The following is a 16476-nucleotide window of genomic DNA, read 5'->3' on the forward strand; positions in this document are numbered from 1 at the left end:
GTGTGATATGTATGAGCGAATTGAAAAAGGTTTTTGGGAAATTAAATAAAATCGATATGTTTTCACCGTATTTCTTTTTGCCATTTATTTTACTGCTATATTTTTTTATTAGCTTATTTGATTGGCATAAATTTGAACAATTCGGTATTCATGTATCTATTTGGCCGGCTGTAATTTTAGCCGTTATTTGTTATTACATAGGTGTATTTTTAATCGATAAACTGCAATGGACAATTCCCACATTCGGACTGTCATTCTTAGGGAAATATATCATTCATTTTATAGTTGTTTTAACGTTGCTTGGATTAGGTTCCTATTTAATGATGATTTTTAGTGGGAGTCTAGGGATAACGGACGAAGCCAATCGCCGAAATTTAGATCCAAAGTTAAACTTCTTTAGCCAATTATTATGGTTTGGGGTTTTATTACTGTTATCTTATAAAATGATTTTGGAAAAGAAGATGACCTGGAAAAAAGCAATCGGATACGGTTCGATTTTTGCAGTTATTATGTTTCTATTTCTATTAATGGGCTACCGTACACCGCTTATTATTATGTTATTTACTGGGATTATTGTTTTCCATTATGTTGTGAAAAGAGTGAAGCTAACATGGTTTTTAACAGCATTATTCGTAATTGGTATCGGATTTTCGTTGTTTGGCTTTATACGTGTGATGACAGAGGATACGACAAAGGCATTCAATGATCGTACGCAACCCGATGTAGAATTAACTGCGGAGGAAGAAAAAAACCTATTAACGGCTGAACAAAAAGTAAACTTAACACCGAAATGGGTGCGTGCATTAAATGCTGAAGCTGTCACAAGTCATATCGTGTTAAGTACTATTATCGAATACACAAAAGAAGAAGATTACTTAAAAGGTCAAATCCATAAAGGCATTTTTAGTACAATTTTACCTGGCGAGCAAATCTCACCACGTATGAAAGTTACCGAGGTCGTTAATTCAATTACGGTCGAAAGAGGTATATTAGTCACACGTGAACAGCGAACAACAACGCCAACTTTTATTGGTCAATTGTTTTTAGACGGAGGTTATTTATTAGTAGCAATTGGCTTCCTATTGTATGGCGTATTAATTTCTCTAATTTATAATAAAGTAAAACAAAATGGCATACGTAGTTTCCATACTGTCGCTTACGCATTCACAATTACTGTGTTTACAGTATCCATGCACACCGGTTTACTGGATTTAATCTTTGTTCTGATGCTTGGGTTCGTTATTATAGCATCATCTATTTTGCCATCTAATAGGCATAAGCTGAATAATTAAAATAAATAAAACTATCCGCTAAAGTTAATGGTAATAACTTTTTTAGGATAGTTTTTTTGTGCGTAGTTCGCTTAATACAAAAATGGCCTTCTCCAAAGCGGAGAAGGCTTATTAATAATCAAGTAATGCGCTCAAAAAATGTAATGGTCTTATCCATATCTGTCACATGTTGATTACACGAATCGCTGTCTGCACAAATGTAATTGCTGTGATTTGTATAAGTGCCGACGATATTTCCTTTAATGGATGTAGTAAATAGTCCAATTTCAGCGTGACGATTACAGATTGCGCATATACCACGAATTGTATGATGGGCGAAAGTGCCTTTGATTGCCTTTAATTTATCGTCTTGCTCTATAATGACATATTTTCGATTGGTACCATAATCATCCCAAGCGAAATAGCAAATTTGTTGAAAATCCATTTGTTCAAGATTCGGCAATTTTAGCTTCTTTTCTTTTTTAAACAGGCTTTTGATTGTGCTTGCCGTAATTGGTTTAAATGGGATAACAAACGATTTTAAATCATTTAAATAGGCTTCACCTGTTCCACGTTCTGTTACAGATAAAATAGGCTCAATGAGTTGCGCTTGCGCAGGCGTCATGACAACTTTTTCAGTAATTTCTGTTTGTACAAGACCACGCACAGTCAGAATGACGTTTTTATCTTGTGTAGTAGCAAGTGTTTGTAAAATTTTATTCATTTGTTGCTCAAGTAAATGATAGTTAGCCACCGTTAAAAACGGCTGAATTGCTTGTTCTTCCATGTGAATTCACTCCTGTAAATTAGGCTTTTTTTATTTTAGGCCTAAAGAGATCATCCATTTGTGGGGTTTACCTAGACCTCTTCGACCTGATAATTAATGGGTCTAGAGCAGGCATTACAAAAGAATGCGACCATTTCGATTCCTCCTTGTAAAGCAAACTATAAATATTTTAACATTAAAAGGGAACGAAATAAAGAAAGAGCGGTGGAGGAAGAAATAACATGCTATGTAAGGGGATATAAACTTGTGCATTCAAGTTTTTACAACAAGAAGGCAAAAAAAATTTGGCTCATATAAAAAGAGCTACATTTAGGTAGCCCAACTTATGTCAGCAATGACATAATAAATTTTCCACATAGCATAAATATTGCATAGACAAGTAAAGCGCTTAGTACGGCAATGCTAGGCTTATACCAGTTTGTTAATAGCAAAGCGAGCACAGTGAAAAGTAACATGCCTACTGCACCAAAGACCGTATTTTGTAAAACATTGTGAAAGGTGTCAGCTTTCATATGCTTCATTTGCATACCCATGTTAATAAGCGTGAGAATTGGCAACGCCGTAATAATGCCCGATAAAAATAAATACTTAGATTGGCTTAAAAGTAAGGCTAAAACCATAATAGTTCCACCAACAATAAAATAAATCAAATATAGCAATTGTAACCCTCAGTTTCTTATTCTCTTCAAGATTAGTAGTGTAATAATACTGCACATAACTCCTGCTTACAAGGTCCTCCGAATGTAAGTAGCAAAAAGTTAGCAAAAATAGATGTTGATTTGAAATTAATAGCGAAATTCAGTAGAAGGATGGTAGCAAATGCAAGAGTGTATACCATAATATAGGTTTGATGCAGATTAAAAACAGTCCATCCAAACACGAATATATTGTCAGCGCAGTAATGAAAAGATCAGTAGTAAACAGAAAAAGACAATGATTTAATGGGAGAGGAAAGGGTTGTGTTAAATTCTAATCCTGTGCAAAATAAGTGAACAATTGCAAGTATTAAAAATTTCATTTCTTTAATAGAAATCTCTTTTAATATATCGTTATATACGATATAATCGTGAGTGACGATATATTAAAGGAGTAAAAAGTATGATACAAGATATAAACTATTATTTTACAAATATTTTCTATCATCTCCATACAACACATGAAGATAATATTTCCCATCAAAGTGTGCGTATTTTACAGATGATTCAAAAGGAAGATGAAGTGACGGTTCGAGATATTGCAAAATTATTAAATATCTCGCAAAATACTGCTTCAGAGCATGTAAAAAAGCTAGAACGACATGGCTGGGTTGAGAAGATTCGAGCAGCCAATGATCAACGTAAAGTGAAGCTTTTTCTTACAGCGGATGGATTACAGATTGTAAAGAAAAATACGGAATTAGATGATAACAAACTAAAGCAGGCGCTACTTCTTTTATCAGAAAAAGAACAACAAAGTGTTTTAGAAGCATTTCAGCTATTAAGCGAGGTGTCGAAATGATTTATACAGTTGTAAAAATTATATGTTCTGCTGCAATTATTGCAGTTGTTACAGAAGTTGCTAGAAGATTTCCTACATATGGTGGTATGATAGCCGCACTGCCACTTGTCAGTATTTTAAGTATTATTTGGCTAACCGTTCAAAGTGAACCAAATGAGCATATACAGCGATTTACGGTTGGTGTAATAGTTGGACTTCCTGCGACAATGGTTATGCTATTTGTTATGTATTTGGCAATGAAATCGTCTATTCATATTGTCTTTGCTATAGGGCTAGGAGTAATGTCATGGGTAATATGTTTAGGTATTCAAAAAGCCATCGCTGGTGTATTTCATATTTCAATATAAAGTAGGTAGATTATTATGCCAATCATCCATCGTTCACAAGTTTCAAAAAATGATGTTCAAGCGTTTTTTCAAACACATTGGGGAAGTACGGAAATGGTTATTTCCAGTGGTATTTATGATTGTAGTACATTAGAAGGTTTTGTATTTGTAAATGACAATCAAACAATAGTAGGTCTAATAACCTATGAAATTCGGGGAGCTGAATGTGAAATTATTTCCCTTGATAGTATGGAAGAAGGGAAAGGAATCGGCTCATGCCTTTTAAAAGCCGTGGAAGAACAAGCACGTCAGCATCACTGTACTGTTGTTTCACTCATCACTACGAATGATAATTTACATGCACTAAAATTTTATCAAAAACGAGGCTATTCTCTCGTAGAAGTTCTACCAAATGCGGTAGAGCGAGCAAGAGCATTGAAACCGGAGATTCCTTTGATTGGCCATGACGGTATCCCCATTCGCGATGAAATACGGTTGCAAAAAACATCTGTCTCCATATAAGGCAGATGTTTTTTTATAGTTCACGAATGTATTAGTAAAAATTCTGTTCCGCTACGGTATTTGTCGTTTATACTAATGGTGAAGCTTGAAAGTGAGGAATCTAATGAAAAAAATAATATTTATCCTATTTTTTAGTGTGTTAGTAGTGGGAGCGGCTTTTATCATCTATTTGAAAAGCAATCCACCACTTGTTGTCAATGGTTATACAAACGCTGATGGAAATCCGTCTATTCGATTAATAGAAATTGAGAATAAAGGGCTAAGAGAGCTACAACTACAATCGATACTTGTCGATGAAAAGTTGCCAGACAATGCCAAGCTAGTCATTAGTAAATCAGAACCGTTTGAAGTTGGCGCAAAAATTGAGAACAATCCTAATATGACATTTCATAAACTAACACAAGTGAGTATTTTTCCTAGTCAATACATAGATCGTCAGGCAATTGGTAAACAAGCGCAACATTACGCATTACAAGTACATGCTACAGCAATTCAAAAGATTACGATTCAATACAAATATTTAAACATACCATTTACATTAACGGCAGAGCTTCAACCAAATGCCTAACAAAGAACGGTGACATATCGAAATCGGCATCTTTCAATGGGTTCATCCAATTGTTTTTTTTCTCAAATTTTGTCATATCTATTAGGCGCTTGTCTTTTCATAAGATTGTTTGATGAAAAAAACCTGTTATTCCTAAATTGTGGTAATCTAATCGTAATAGTTATTGGAATGATAGGAGGGGTCTAATGGGTTTAGTCATTGTTGGCATCATAGCTGTTATTAGTATTTTAGTGTCCATCTTCATAATTGTTCGGAAACAGTCCAAAGGTGATATAAGGCTACAAGTGGAAGCGATATGTGAAGGAAAAAATGAATTAGATCAAGCAATAATGAGAATCTACTTTACATTTTCGATTGGTAAACTAGCTAGCAGAAGTAAAGAAATTATCGGTAGTATTGATTGGTCAGAAGGCTGGATGCCTGTTAGCTACAATTTGAAAGAACATGGCAGCTATCGAGAAGAACGTATCCTTACTTTGACAGAAGATAAGTACACTACTTTTGAAATAGATGCGACAAATGCGATAGATGACCAAGGGAGCGGTGAGGGTTACGTCGTTTTAGTGTTAGAGAAACCGACACAGACCATGCTATCAAGAGCTGGTGTGATGTTAGTCATAACAGCTAACTTAGTATCCTATCAATTATCAGATTCTATTAGTTGGCATAATGAAGTAATAGTGAATCATATTTAAATTAGAAAAGCTATTCGTAAGGATTAAAACTTATGAGTAGCTTTTTTGTTTAACAAAATGGGTAATGACAAGGCGATAAAAAATTTTTTCAAAAAAATGTATGCGTTTTACATGTTGGTACGCTCATATTTCAGGGATTTTGAGAATGGAAAAAAATTTTTTTCAATTATTGACAACTTTTGAGATGTCCGATATAGTGAATACCAATTTCATGAAACCATGAAAACAGCTATGATAAGGACGAGAGTTTTGATGAACGATTTACAGAGAGGGGAGCCTAGGCTGAAAACTTCCTAATGCAGCGTCAATTCTTACTACCTTTGAGCAGTGCTAGGAAACTTGCACCGTTATTTGCAACGTTACTGCAAAGACAATGAGCCGCTAGTGCATCTAGTGGGAATTTGGGTGGAACCACGGGTAAATGACACATACTCGTCCCTATTTTAGGGACGGATATGTGTTTTTTTTAATTTTTCAGTAAAGGAGAAAAGATCATGTCAAATCAAGTTATCAATATTCAGTTTCCAGATGGAAAGCAACAAGTATTTACAAAAGGTGTTACACTAACCGACATTGCACAGGCGATTAGTCCAGCACTGCGCAAAAAAGCAATTGTAGGAAGTGTCAACGGAACCATTACTGATTTGACGCGCCCTATTTTGGCAGATGCCCAAATCAACCTATTTGATGCTAGCACACACGAAGGAATTGAGGTTATTCGTCATTCCACAGCTCATTTAGTAGCACAAGCGATTAAACGCTTATATCCAGAAGCCCAATTTGGCGTAGGACCAGTAATCGAAAACGGTTTTTATTATGATATTGAATTATCACATTCTCTTGTGCCAACGGATTTACAAAAAATAGAAAAAATGATGCATCGTATTGTGCAAGAAAACATTCAAATACAACGAAAAGAACTAACACGTGAAGAGGCAATCCGGTTGTTTCAACATGATAAACTGAAATTAGCATTACTAGCTGATATTCCAGAAGATGATTTCATAACGCTTTATGAGCAAGGTGATTTTTATGATTTATGTCGTGGCCCGCATGTATCCTCAACAGGTAAATTACAGCACTTTCAATTAATGCATGTATCAGGGGCATACTGGCGCGGCGATAGCCAAAATCAAATGCTTCAGCGAATTTATGGTGTTGCATTTGCTACAAAAGAAGAATTAAATGATTATTTTATCTTTTTACAAGAAGCAGATAAACGCAATCATCGTACATTAGGAAAAGAACTCGAATTATTCATGTTTTCAGAAGAAGCGCCAGGTATGCCTTTTTACCTAGCTAATGGCCAAATACTTCGAAATGAATTAGAATCTTTTTTACGCAATTTACAAACAAAATATGATTATCAAGAGGTTCGTACACCATTTATGCTGAACCAGCGTTTATGGGAACAATCAGGACATTGGGAGCACTATAAAGAGAATATGTACTTTACACAAGTAGATGCCCAAAGCTTTGCGTTGAAACCTATGAACTGTCCAGGACATATGCTGATATTTAAAAATGCAAGACACTCATACAGAGATTTACCGATTCGTATGGCGGAATTTGGACAAGTGCATCGACATGAGTTTAGCGGAGCATTAAATGGACTGCTACGAGTTCGAACTTTTTGCCAAGATGATGCCCATATTTTTGCCACACCACAGCAAATAGAAGATGAAATCAATTTAGCGCTGCGAATCATCGATCATATGTATCAAGTATTTGGTTTCCAATACGAAATTGAATTGTCGACGCGCCCTGCTGATTTTATGGGGCATATTCAGCTCTGGGATGAAGCGGAATCGGCATTGGAAAATGTCCTGAAAAATGCGGGTTATTCATATAAAATAAATGAAGGAGACGGAGCGTTTTACGGCCCTAAAATTGATATTCATATAAAGGATGCTATTAAACGAAGTCATCAATGTGCAACGATTCAACTGGATTTCCAACTGCCTGAGAAATTCGATTTAACATATTTAAACGAACAAAACGAAAAAGTAAGACCTGTTGTAATTCATCGCGCTGTTTTCGGTTCGATTGACCGCTTTTTAGGTATTTTAATTGAACATTTTGGTGGAGCCTTTCCGACGTGGTTAGCACCACAACAAGTTATTGTGATAGGGGTGGCTAAGATACACCAAAAATATGTTCAGCAAGTAGTACAAGCACTTGAAAAAGAACATATACGGGTGCGTGAAGATAACCGCCAAGAAAAGTTAGGGAAAAAAATCAGAGAAGCTCAATTGAAAAAAATACCGTATATTCTCGTATTGGGCGATCATGAATGCAACAATCAAAGTGTAACAGTGCGGAACTATGGTCAACAAGTGTTGAATGAAAAACCATTACAGCAATTTATTGAAGAAATTAAGCTCGAAATTAGCGAAAAAGCGTTGTCTGATAATTAAATGCAATAAAATAAAAGCCTGATAAGATGTTCAATCAGGCTTTTATTATTTTTAATAAAATGATTTAGTATGCACATGTATTAAAGTAAGAATTTTCGTATAGATACAAAAGTATAATCGTTACTTCTAGATATGTTTTTTCATGCATATTATATAGTGTAGATAGAAGATTATTTCATTTATTATTATGGAGTATTGGCAGATTTTATTATTGGTGAGTAGGTACTACCCCCTATAAGTAAATTTTTTGTTTCTGCATCAATCACTGCATATTTATGAAATTCTTCTTGTGCATGTTGGCGATAGGAAGCCAAGAAATACACTTGTCTGTTTGGATGAATCATTGTGTGATTAGAGAGATCCATTTCTTGACTGACAGTATCTGTTTTCGTATAAAAAAATTCACGAGTTTCTGGCACGTCTTTAAATAATATTTTTTCACGCATGCTGAATGTTGCACCATGATATTCTTCATAGAGTGATTTATCTAATTGCTTATAAAATTCGTCTTCTACAAGAAAAGTTTGAAAGTGATTACTAGGGTATTTTAGCGTAGTGTTTGTTGTTGTGATTGGTTCACAAATAGTAGCAGTCGACTCTTTTGGTATAGACTGTGAGTGTGAAAATAGATTAGAAAAAACGACCAAGGTTAAAAGAAGTACTTGCATAATTTGGCCTCCTATAATTAGCGTTATAGGTAGATTTCCCAATTTCTTGTTATATATACGTTTCATGACAATAACATACAGAATTCTGGGAAAAGGCGATATAGCTTTTTAACGAGTGAAGAAATTGAATGAAAAACCAGCCAAGAAAATACTCTTTTTGACTGGTTTTATCCAAAATGCGCGTTTTTTATAAAATGTAATGATAATGACCCCTCCTTTTTAGGAAGCTTGTTTAAAATATCTGTTTAGCAACACATCTAGCTCTTGGCTATAGTCAACTACAGCAGGGTGTGTAAATCCTAAATCTTTTGCCTTTTTATACATAATTCTCCTTTTAATCTCGATTTCAAACTTCAAGAATTGTTTAAACAATAAATTTACCAACTTTTTCTCCTCCTAATTTTTCTACATATTCTTGATTTAAAATTCTCATGGCTTCGATTCAGCTTTTTCATTGTATATCAGTTAAAACAAAAAAATTGTCACATTGTGTATAGGAAATGAAATTCGTAATTTAGTCACATATAAGTCTATTTATGGATCATACTAATAAATAATAGACTAGTTTCATTTCTCCTTATTTTCAGCTTTTACGTTACATAATTAGCGCGTATAACGAGATTTTCTTTAAGAAATCGTTAAGAACTTAACGCGTATGATATATGTCTTTTTTACTAGATGAATTATTCTTCCTACCTAGAAAAGAAATTGCTAATAGTTACATTCATTCATATATTGTCGCAATTTATCAAATCCTATTATTTGCTGTTTAATTATTAGGGATTTTTCTTTTTTAAAATATTGAACTGAACAGTTTATAAACAACTGTTCATAATGTGATGGTTTTGGGAATCGAAATGCTCAAAATACAATAAGTAGCAAATGAGTAACGCACACATTCATTATTTTGAATGTGTGCGCTTTTTTAGCTACGTGGGGGCCATTCTTCACGTAATAGGCCAAATAAGAGAATATCGTGAAATTTGCCAAAGCGGAAAATTTCATTCCGTAGTATCCCTTCTTTTGTAAAGCCACATTTTTCATAAGAGCGAATGGCTCCTACATTAAAGCTGAACACTTGTAGTTTAATTTTGTTGATTGCAATGTAATCGAATATGAAGGTGATAAGTGTTTGCATTGCATCTGTTCCTAATCCTTTACCTTGCCATTTTTCACTTACTGATATGCCTACTAAGCAAGTGCTGTTGGTCCAATTGATAGAAAATACACCACATGATCCAATAAGCTGTTGCGTCGTCTTTTCAAAAATGCCGAAGAAAAATTCTTCTTTTTTTCCACTAATATTTCGAAAGAATGAAGAATGGTCTTCAACTGTATGTGGGAATGGTATCTCATCATTAGCAAGTAATAAAGTAGGCTTTTCATTCTCTATTTGTATATACTCTTCTAAATCAGAGGATGCCATTTGTTTTAATATAATTGATTGTCCATTTAGAAAATCTTTAAAATATTGTTCCATATAAAATCTCCCTTATCTAAGGGTGCAGTTTGTGTACTATCCCTTTGAAAATTAGTTTTTTTCAAACAACGTTTCTACTGCGTTAATTACAATCATATTCACAGCTCCTTTAATTTGAATAGTATAATAATAGCATAGTTTGGAATTTTAAGTAATTACATGAAAAAATAAAATGCAATCAAACTTTGTCAAATGATGGTTGGGTTTTGCTAGTAATTCCCAAAATAGGTTAGAATTTAATAATAAAAAATGTACTAGTTGGAAGAAGGGGTATAATGCGGTTAAAGTTTTATGATCAAACAGATTATTCATTAATTGAACAATATATGTTATCACAGGAGCAACTTCTCTATACAATGTCCCCAATGGCAAGTCTTAAACTCTCCGAAACCGATATCAATCGGCATGCCATTTTAGCAATGAAAGGTGAGAAGCTTGTCACTTTTTTTGTTCTTCACGAAAATGAAGGAGTAAAACCTTATTCAGAAAATAACCAAGCCATTTTAATTCGTGGATTTTCAACAGATATGCATGAACAAGGAAAAGGGTATGCCAAAGAAGCATTACAATTATTGCCTACATTTGTACGACTGCATTTTCCTACAATCAATGAATTAGTGTTAGGTGTTAATTTTCCGAATACAGCAGCTCAGGCGCTCTATAAAAAATGTGGCTTTGTCGATGAAGGCATATGTGCAGTAGGCATCAAAAGCGAGTTGAAAGTGATGAGCTATTATTTACAAAGTGATCATTGAAGTGAGGAGGAATGCAGATGTACATAATAGAAGCAAGTATGGAACACTTCACTTTTCTCTGTGCATTGGATAAAGAAGTAATAGGTGACTATTCAAGAAGTGATCGCATTAAGCATGCAATAGTAGAAAGACGATGCATGATTTACAAAATACAAAGTTGTATTGCAGGATTTTTAATTTTTACAACGGATTTCTTTGATTGTAGTTTTATTTCATTAGTTATAGTCAAACCGTCTGAACGTAGAAAAGGTGTTGCTACCGCACTATTAGTAGATTTTATTGAAAGAGCACCCACTGCCAAAATTTTCTCGTCAACGAATCGTTCCAATACAAAGATGCAAAACATATTTAACGCTACAGGATTTAAAAGAAGTGGCTATATAGAAAACTTAGATGACGATGATCCAGAAATTATTTACTTTACATTAAAATAGCAATCTTCGTATTCTTATTCATGGACAGGAGGGGGACTAGCGTAATTTGCTCCCTTTTTCTCTGTCATAATTTTGTAACATTATCTATTAATTAGGAAAGATGAGCTTCAAAAAGGGCACTTAATGTTTGGCATGACGTTCTATTATGGAGAAGCAATTTACAGCTTCTACAAAAAAAGGATGTTGGAGGTCGTTGTGTTGAGTACTGAAAATTTAATAAGCTTAAGTGGGTATTCGTTATTTTTTGCTTTTATCTTACTGTTAATTGCGATTTTACCGTTAGGATTAGCAGTAAAATCTGCAAGGCGTTCGTTTAGGAGACTAGGTCTTATACTTACATATTCAGCTTTCATCTTGCAATTAGTGTATTTTATTTTAAGATGGATTGCAGTCGAGCATGCACCTGTTAGTAATATGTATGAGTTTATGACGTTTTTTGGCATTATGCTAACAGCTAGCTTTCTTATTATTCATTACTTATATAAACAAATTGTCGTAGGGTTATTTTTAATTCCAGTAGTACTAATTATTTTGGGCTATGGAAGTGTTTTTACAAATGAGGTGAGACCTCTTGTACCTTCGCTGCAAAGTAACTGGTTAACAATTCATGTTATGACAGTAGCGTTTTCAAGTGCTATTTTATCGATATCATTTGCAACTGGTATTATCTATTTACTGAAATCTTTGGATGTTCATAAAAGGACGGGTAGTACCGTTGCGTTAGAGTTTGTTATGTACTGTTTGATTGTGGTAATTGGATTTAGTGCTACAGCAACGGTATTTAGTGTAACGACGGAAGAAGTACACATTCAATTTGAAAATGCGCAAGGTATGAAGGAAAAGGCAGTCTATACGATGACACCACTTATTGTTAATGAAGGAGCGGTCACAGAAAGTGGAGAGACAATCGGCTGGTTGAAGATTACGCCATCAATTGATGCCAAAAAGTTAAATTCTATCGTATGGGCATTTATGGTAGGAACCATCTTGTATGGTGCCATCCGACTGCTCTTGAGAAAGCCACTCATCGTGCTATTAAAACCATTAACAAGCCGTGTACAACCAGCTTTAATGGACGAAATTTCATATCGGGCGGTAGTGATTGGCTTCCCATTGTTTGCTTTAGGCGGTTTATTATTTGCTATGATTTGGGCACAAATTGCATGGGGAAGGTATTGGGGGTGGGACCCAAAAGAAGTCTGGGCGCTCATTACGTTTTTATTTTATGCGGCATTTCTGCATCTTCGTCTGTCAAAAGGATGGGAAGGGGAGAAAACAGCCTGGCTATCTATTGTTGGCTTTGGCATCATTGTATTTAATCAAGTTTTCGTTAATTTAGTCATTGCTGGTCTGCATTCTTACGCATAAAAAATAAGGAAATGAAAAGAGACATCCGTAAAGGATGTCTCTTGGACTTTGAACTGTTAATTCTTGAACGAGAATTAAAGTTTTACAACGTTTGTAGCTTGAGGGCCACGGTTACCTTCTTCAACGCCGAATTCTACTTTTTGTCCTTCTTCAAGTGTTTTGAAACCTTCAGATTGGATAGCAGAGAAGTGTACGAATACATCGTTTCCACCTTCTACTTCGATGAAGCCAAAACCTTTTTCTGCGTTAAACCATTTTACTGTACCTTGAGTCATTTAAAAAACCTCCAAAAATAAATTCAACAATCATATTCCTTCAATCAGTATAAAATAATACCATAATCAGAAGCTCGCTAGAACACGTTACTATTGAATACGTGGTTTCATTGTTTACGATGAAGCAATTTAATTATTACTTTCATTATATAACAGATTCATACATTTATCCAGCAAATGCCGTTTTTTAGTAAGAAAAAATTACATAATATCATTTTTAACTATAATGATAATAAAAAATGCTAAAAAACAAAGGTATAAAGTGCTTCGTATACTAAAAAAACACTAAAAATCGTTTTATATTACCATTTATTTGATTTTCGATATAACTTTATAAACGACATGTAGAAGTTATTGGGAAAATCCGAGTGACTGTCACCGCTCAATTAGTCAATCCATGCTTTTTCTTTGGCAACAATGACTGCTTCAGCACGTGATTCCACATGTAATCTGACAAAAAGTTTTGATAAATAATTTTCCACTGTACGCTGGGTAACGCCTATTGCAGAGGCAATGGCTTTATTGGTACATCCTTGTGCAACCAGCTGCAAAATTTCCTGTTCTTTATGACTTAGTAATACTTCCTGCTTAGCATTGGAACGATTCGAGTGCTGTTGGACAAAGTCTAAAAAATCTGCTGATAATAAAATTTCCCCTCGCAAAGTGGCTTGGATTGTTTGAATTACCTGTTCTTTTGTAGCGAGCTTCGATAAAAGCCCATCTACTTTTTTTTCTACAAGAAGCTCGTAATAATCGGATAATTCGTAGCCTGTATAAAGAATAATTAGCGCTTCAGGCTGTTGTTTCTTAATCATTTCAGCTAGTTGAATGCCGTTTAACGGTTTCATATTAATATCAATTAAATAGAGCTGAAAGGGGTGTGATTCCATTCTAGCCAGTACATTGGCACTTTCTTGTTCTGTTTCAATATGGACATTTTCTAGATCTTGTAATAATGTTTTTGTTCCGTCTAAAACGACAGGATGATCATCTATTATCAATATTTCAATCATTTGTAGGGTTCCTCACATTCCTCTTGAATTTGAATATAAATATGCATGCCATCATTGGGTTTGGAGGTAATGGTCATATCTCCGTTAAAGGCTCGAACACGTTCTCGAATGCCGTTAATGCCCATAGAAGCGGAGGATTGCATTAAATCTTCAATATCACAGCCGATACCATTATCGTCATATTGGAGAACAAAACCGTGGTTTATAGCAAGTAGTTTAAGTGAAACTTTAGATGCATCGGCATGTTTAATAGCGTTATTTAGCATTTCTTGAACTAGACGATAGACAACTAAATGTAAGGTTGGATCTTGGAACTGAACTCGATCGATTTGTGTATTTAATAGAAAGTTTGCACGTATTTTCACTTTTTGTACGAGTTTTTTCAATGCCATTTCTAAACCAAAAGTATCAAGTAAAGGAGGGCTCAGATTTTCGCAATACTCCCGTAAATCTTTCGAGGCATTTAACAGTTGTTCCCGAATATCTAATACTTTCTTTTCCTCAATAATCGGAGAGCTAGCGATAACATCTAATTCTCTCGCTAAATGTAATTGCTCCTGTAAAATAGTGTCATGTAATTCCTGTGCTAAAATACTCTTTTCTTTCTCAATAATATTCCATAATAATTTATCAAGCCAAGGAAGTTGGGTGTTATGGGTGTCTTTCATGTGCTGAATATCTCGTACTAAATCTTCAATTAGTTTTAAATTATCTATAAACATAGAGACGTATAATGCTAGTAACTCCAACCATAGAAGTTCTTCTTTTTGTAAAGTGTGTCTAATTCGTATAAGAATCTTTTCATCTACTGTATCATGGATCAGAAGTTGTGTCAGTTGGCTCTCTACTTGAATTTCACCACGAGAAAATGGGACATCATCCATGATTGTTTCAAGCGTAAATGCAGTTGTCCCGAGTTTTTCGGTAATTTCATATTTGAGACTTGAAAGTAATTCCTGTTGGCTTTTAGCTTTACTAATACGTTTAACGGCTGCATATAAATTATGGACATAATCACCAGATGATGAAAATATAATTTTTCGATGTTTAAAGTCAAGTTGCTCTTTGACATAAAAACTGGCTATAAAACCAATAAAAATAATAAGAAAGACAATAATCATCAATTCAATTGAAAGATAGTCCAAAAATAGGATGGCTAATAAAGACGATAAAATAAATGAACTGAAAAAAGCGAGTGATGAATAATAGCGAAAACGAGATAATTGGTATTCAATATCAAATAAGCGTTCGTTCACTTGAATAAAAATAAAGGAAAAAGGTATAAACAAAATAAATAAAACACTAATTTCAGGTCGTATTATCGCGTTATACCCTAAAATTTCGGGTACAACAAACAACAATAGAAATGGCAAAAATGGGACGATACAAGAAATAGCGATTAAGCGTATTTTAGCTAATCGGGTTTGTAAATAGCTCGTTAATAATATATAGATTGCATAGAGTACCAATACCGCAAATAGACTGAGCGTTACAATCGGGGTAATAACCCTAAATTGTGGAAATAGCATTTCAATGATAAAGCAACATACAATAACAAACGGGAGCAAATAGAGCCACTTTACATCTATATACTTCCATTTTATGTGTAAAAAACGATAATATTGTTGTAGGAAATGAATGATAAGCACTAAGCACAAAACTAAACAAATACCGTTTACAATCATGCCAATGATGTTTCCTCTACTTGAAGCCCCTACACTTGTATAAGCTAAAGAGCAGGTTAATAAAAATAGCATTAGTAATTTCGTAATTAAAGTATGGTTATTTCGCTTCCATAAATAGATGGCAACACTTAAACAAAGGATGAAATAAAACATCGGAAAAACAATATGTAAATATAACTCTTCAGGTAAATCCCTATGTTTAATTTGGACTGTTTGAACAGTACCATCTGGTTTTAGTAGTGTTAGCTCTTTCGCCGTTGTAATATAAATATCTGCTTGAGAAGTGCCAAAACCTTTAGCGGGCTTTTGATCGATTGATAGGATCATATCACCTTGCTCAATCTTTTTTTGTTGAGCCCATTCTGAGTAATAAGGATGAATAATAACAGGTAGTGTATTCGATGTATCGACTAAAATATTAATATAAGGACCACGAATGGCAACAACCAGAACATAAATGCCAAGAAGTAAATATGTTAAAAAAATACTAAAAGTTAATTTGCTCATAAAAGACGCTCTTTAAATATTATAATCATAGTATAGTGCTCCGTTTCATCATGAAGTATCTACTATATTATCCATAATTTTTAATTTTTTTGGAATACCGAAATAAAGTGTTTCGGAAAACCACTAACATTTTTTCGGAATAACGAAATAGTCTTTTCGGTATAAGCTGTGATAATGTGAATCTAGCCTAAGTGACGGAAAGGGGGAG

18 protein-coding genes are annotated in these 16476 nt (G+C 34.2%); 10 read left to right on the forward strand and 8 right to left on the reverse strand.

Annotated elements, in window-relative coordinates:
• Positions 1–11: 11 nt before the first annotated feature.
• A complete protein-coding gene (locus tag LS41612_RS11045; RefSeq protein WP_024364078.1) occupies positions 12–1292 on the forward strand; it encodes a membrane protein in 1281 nt (426 codons plus the stop codon).
• 118 nt (positions 1293–1410) lie between these two features.
• Here LS41612_RS11045 and LS41612_RS11050 read toward each other — a convergent pair whose 3' ends face one another.
• The gene (locus LS41612_RS11050; RefSeq protein WP_024364079.1) at positions 1411–2058 is read right to left on the reverse strand and encodes a FusB/FusC family EF-G-binding protein; all 648 of its coding nucleotides are present in this window, start codon (positions 2056–2058) and stop codon (positions 1411–1413) included.
• A gap of 323 nt (positions 2059–2381) precedes the next feature.
• Complete coding sequence (locus LS41612_RS11060; protein WP_024364081.1) at positions 2382–2717, reverse strand: DUF3147 family protein; 336 nt, start codon at positions 2715–2717, stop codon at positions 2382–2384.
• A 439-nt stretch (positions 2718–3156) separates the two neighbouring features.
• On the opposite strand from LS41612_RS11060, the gene LS41612_RS11065 reads away from it, so the two are divergent.
• The 6 genes from LS41612_RS11065 to thrS all read left to right on the forward strand — a co-directional run bounded on the left by LS41612_RS11065 (position 3157) and on the right by thrS (position 8083).
• Complete coding sequence (locus tag LS41612_RS11065; protein ID WP_024364082.1) at positions 3157–3555, forward strand: MarR family winged helix-turn-helix transcriptional regulator; 399 nt, start codon at positions 3157–3159, stop codon at positions 3553–3555.
• On the forward strand, positions 3555–3902 hold the full coding sequence (locus LS41612_RS11070) for a DUF3147 family protein (protein WP_024364083.1): 348 nt from the start codon (positions 3555–3557) through the stop codon (positions 3900–3902). The genes LS41612_RS11065 and LS41612_RS11070 overlap by 1 nt, the downstream gene beginning before the upstream one ends.
• A 15-nt stretch (positions 3903–3917) precedes the next feature.
• Positions 3918–4403, forward strand: a complete 486-nt coding sequence (locus tag LS41612_RS11075) for a GNAT family N-acetyltransferase (RefSeq protein ID WP_024364084.1) — start codon at positions 3918–3920, stop codon at positions 4401–4403.
• Between the two features lie 103 nt (positions 4404–4506).
• Positions 4507–4971 (forward strand): hypothetical protein, encoded by a 465-nt coding sequence (locus LS41612_RS11080; protein WP_024364085.1) that lies wholly within the window; start codon positions 4507–4509, stop codon positions 4969–4971.
• A gap of 185 nt (positions 4972–5156) precedes the next feature.
• Positions 5157–5666 (forward strand): hypothetical protein, encoded by a 510-nt coding sequence (locus tag LS41612_RS11085; protein ID WP_024364086.1) that lies wholly within the window; start codon positions 5157–5159, stop codon positions 5664–5666.
• A 494-nt stretch (positions 5667–6160) separates the two neighbouring features.
• A complete protein-coding gene (gene thrS / locus LS41612_RS11090; RefSeq protein WP_024364087.1) occupies positions 6161–8083 on the forward strand; it encodes a threonine--tRNA ligase in 1923 nt (640 codons plus the stop codon).
• Between the two features lie 185 nt (positions 8084–8268).
• Here the strand turns inward: thrS and LS41612_RS11095 are convergent, their stop codons facing one another.
• From LS41612_RS11095 to LS41612_RS11105, 3 genes are all read right to left on the reverse strand, one after another.
• Positions 8269–8751 carry a hypothetical protein gene (locus LS41612_RS11095; protein ID WP_029747373.1) on the reverse strand — a complete coding sequence of 161 codons (483 nt, stop codon included), beginning with the start codon at positions 8749–8751 and terminating at the stop codon, positions 8269–8271.
• 219 nt (positions 8752–8970) lie between these two features.
• Positions 8971–9135: an aspartyl-phosphate phosphatase Spo0E family protein gene (locus LS41612_RS11100; protein ID WP_024364089.1), complete on the reverse strand. Its 165-nt coding sequence runs from the start codon at positions 9133–9135 to the stop codon at positions 8971–8973.
• 541 nt (positions 9136–9676) lie between these two features.
• Positions 9677–10231 (reverse strand): GNAT family N-acetyltransferase, encoded by a 555-nt coding sequence (locus LS41612_RS11105; RefSeq protein WP_024364090.1) that lies wholly within the window; start codon positions 10229–10231, stop codon positions 9677–9679.
• Positions 10232–10506: 275 nt separating this feature from the next.
• On the opposite strand from LS41612_RS11105, the gene LS41612_RS11110 reads away from it, so the two are divergent.
• From LS41612_RS11110 to ccsB, 3 genes are all read left to right on the forward strand, one after another.
• Positions 10507–10986: a GNAT family N-acetyltransferase gene (locus LS41612_RS11110; RefSeq protein WP_024364091.1), complete on the forward strand. Its 480-nt coding sequence runs from the start codon at positions 10507–10509 to the stop codon at positions 10984–10986.
• 11 nt (positions 10987–10997) lie between these two features.
• Positions 10998–11420, forward strand: coding sequence for a GNAT family N-acetyltransferase (locus LS41612_RS11115; protein ID WP_024364092.1), 423 nt, complete (start codon positions 10998–11000; stop codon positions 11418–11420).
• 198 nt (positions 11421–11618) lie between these two features.
• Positions 11619–12788, forward strand: coding sequence for a c-type cytochrome biogenesis protein CcsB (ccsB, locus tag LS41612_RS11120; RefSeq protein WP_024364093.1), 1170 nt, complete (start codon positions 11619–11621; stop codon positions 12786–12788).
• Between the two features lie 74 nt (positions 12789–12862).
• Here the strand turns inward: ccsB and LS41612_RS11125 are convergent, their stop codons facing one another.
• The 3 genes from LS41612_RS11125 to LS41612_RS11135 all read right to left on the reverse strand — a co-directional run bounded on the left by LS41612_RS11125 (position 12863) and on the right by LS41612_RS11135 (position 16268).
• Entirely contained in the window at positions 12863–13063 is a 201-nt protein-coding gene (locus LS41612_RS11125) for a cold-shock protein (RefSeq protein ID WP_010859201.1), read from the reverse strand.
• A 386-nt stretch (positions 13064–13449) separates the two neighbouring features.
• Positions 13450–14076, reverse strand: coding sequence for a response regulator transcription factor (locus LS41612_RS11130; protein ID WP_024364094.1), 627 nt, complete (start codon positions 14074–14076; stop codon positions 13450–13452).
• Positions 14073–16268, reverse strand: a complete 2196-nt coding sequence (locus LS41612_RS11135; RefSeq protein ID WP_024364095.1) for a sensor histidine kinase — start codon at positions 16266–16268, stop codon at positions 14073–14075. Before LS41612_RS11135 ends, LS41612_RS11130 begins: the two co-directional genes overlap by 4 nt.
• Between the last annotated feature and the right edge of the window lie 208 nt (positions 16269–16476).

The sequence above is a fragment of the Lysinibacillus sphaericus genome (assembly GCF_002982115.1).
In the GTDB taxonomy this organism is placed as follows: domain Bacteria; phylum Bacillota; class Bacilli; order Bacillales_A; family Planococcaceae; genus Lysinibacillus; species Lysinibacillus sphaericus.